The sequence below is a fragment of the Johannesbaptistia floridana genome (genome assembly GCF_057440575.1).
The window spans coordinates 1-2,454 of sequence record NZ_JALKVM010000168.1 but is presented as its reverse complement, the minus strand read 5'-3'; the positions used below and the strand labels follow the sequence as shown (position 1 = coordinate 2,454).

General features: G+C 38.1%; 1 protein-coding gene. It reads right to left on the bottom strand.

The window, feature by feature from the left end; genetic code table 11:
* Window positions 1–63: 63 nt before the first annotated feature.
* A partial coding sequence (locus tag MW688_RS11320) for a CHAT domain-containing protein (RefSeq protein WP_486736084.1) occupies window positions 64–2,454 on the bottom strand: 2,391 nt, incomplete at its 5' end.

Below are 2,454 nucleotides of genomic sequence, written 5' to 3'. Positions count from 1 at the left end.
CTCCCTGCTCCCTGCTCCCTGCTCCCTGCTCCCTGCTCCCTGCTCCCCCTCTCCCGGAGCTCCCTAAGATAGAGGGGTCTTTTCAATTCCCTGACAAACAAAACCTGCCCAATGATAAGGATGACAAAAAGGATAATCTTGCCTAGATAATTTATCTAAATTTGATTTAATCTTTTCTAGTTTTCCTGTCAATTTTAAACGCAGATTTCGTTTCTTACCTATTCTTTCTTCAAGTTTTTCTATCTCCTCAATTAATTTTGATTTCTCAGGAGAATTCTCTTGATATTTTTTTAACTGTTCTTTTTTTCTTTTTTTCTCATCAGCTAATTCATCCTCTAAATCCTCCAATTGTTCTATATTTTTTCTTAACTTAACTGGCAGAACTTCAATTATTTCTGGTACATATTTTTCTAGTTCTTTTCCTGTTAACTTGCGTAATCTTTCTTGGGCTTTTTTCACAGCAACTGGTGGGATTTCTCGCTCTAACTCTTCATAGAAAAATATCGAAAAGAAAGCCGTGGATAATTCGTTCACTGCCCACAGGGTAGATATTACTATTCTTGCCCCTGCTGTTAAAAATCCCCCCGCTATGGTTAAAACTTCATCATTATGGGCTTGTAAATTACTGCCTAATGCCGTTTCACAACAGGAGAGGAAAACTAAATATAATTCCGGTAATCGCATAAACAGTAAATCTACCAATTTTATTTCTCCATCTCCTAGTTTTAAAGCAGAATAATCTGAATTATCGAGTCTAGAGGAGGCGTGGTGGGAGGTGTGTAGGTGGTTAATTTGTTCTTTTTCTAAAAGATGAAGGTATTTTTTTAGGGTGACTTGTTGACTGCCTGTTAATTCCTTGATTTTTCGTGATTGTTGATAGATTTCTTTGACTTTATGGCATTCATAAAGGGTAAAGAATAAGTCGTCAGTGGCATTTTCTACAATGGCGGTTTTCTTGGTGACAACAGGTGCATATTCACTACAGAATTTTAAGATTAAGCAACTAGGTAGGGTGCGAAGGATATATTTATCCCCTAGGGTTAATTCTCCTGACTCTAGAGATTTGAGAGGCAGAATGCCCAAGGGTATAATATGTAGGTCTAGATGAGGTACTAAAATTAGTTGTTTAATCTCTTCTCCTAAATATTCTTTGACTAATTTGTCTATTTGCAATCTTTGGGCAAGATTTTCCATGACTGTATTCATATTATTTAGCCAGTCTCGTTTATCTTGTTGTATAAATTCTAAGTAGGGTAATAACCAATTATCCCGAAGATATGTGGTTAATTTTTCAATTCCTTGCCCTTGACAAGTTAATATTTGAATATCCCCAGTTTTCTTGACGATAAATATATGGGTATCTTCTTGGGTGGTGAAGAAACTCACAATCCCACTGTGATTATCTGGCACTAAGGCTTGAAGTGTCTGAATATCTAGGCGGGGAGGTTGAATTTGTTCGGCAAAACGGGAGTCAATGGCACGAATTCGACGGTCAATTTCAGTTAATTGTGTTTCTAATTTAGCGATTTCAGCGTTTTTAGCTTGAAAACGAGCTTTGATTTGTTGGCGTTTGGTATTTAATGCTAATTCTCTAGAATCATGATTATTCTCTAGGGATTTATCTTGGGGGTTATCTAGGTGAGGGCGGTCAGTAATTAAATTATTGAGGCGTTGGTTGATTTGCTGTCTTTGTGACCAGAGTTTCACCCTTTGAGGAATTTCACCATCTGGGTGGGTATCTTTGGTATTCATAATATCAGCTAAACGACGACTGCGAGAACTTTCTACATATTCAAGGGCTTTGTTAATGTCTTTGATTTGCACTAAGGATTGAATGATATTTTCATAAACAATGATATTTTCAGCGATAATCTGTTGACGGCGTTGTTCATCCATTGATTGTAGGCGACTATCTTCAATAATTTCAATGGCGATGGCATAATTTTCAATGGCTTGGTGCCATTGTTTTTCTTTGTAGTAAAGGTTGCCTAGGTTACAGCGCGTTTTTAAACAATCTAAGGGTACAAGCTCCCGTTTAAATTCTAATAGGGCGTTTTGATAGGATTTAATCGCAGATTCTAGATTCTCACCCCGGTCTCCTTTGATTCTGTCTTTGTAAGCAAGTCCCAAATTATTTTGGGTGGTTGCCCAATCTAAGGGTACAAGCTCCCGTTTCCATTCTAATAGGGCGTTTTCATAAGATTCAATGGCAGATTCTAGATTCTCACCTGGGTCTCCTTTGATTCTCTGGCTGTAAGCTGTTCCCAGATTATTTTGGGTTCCAGCCCAATCTAAGGGTACAAGCTCCCGTTTCCTTTCTAATAGGGCGTTTTGATAGGATTTAATCGCAGATTCTAGATTCTCACCCCGGTCTCCTTTGATTCTGTTTCTGTAAGCTGTTCCCAGATTATTTTGGGTTCCAGCCCAATCTAAGGGTACAAGCTCCCGTTTCCT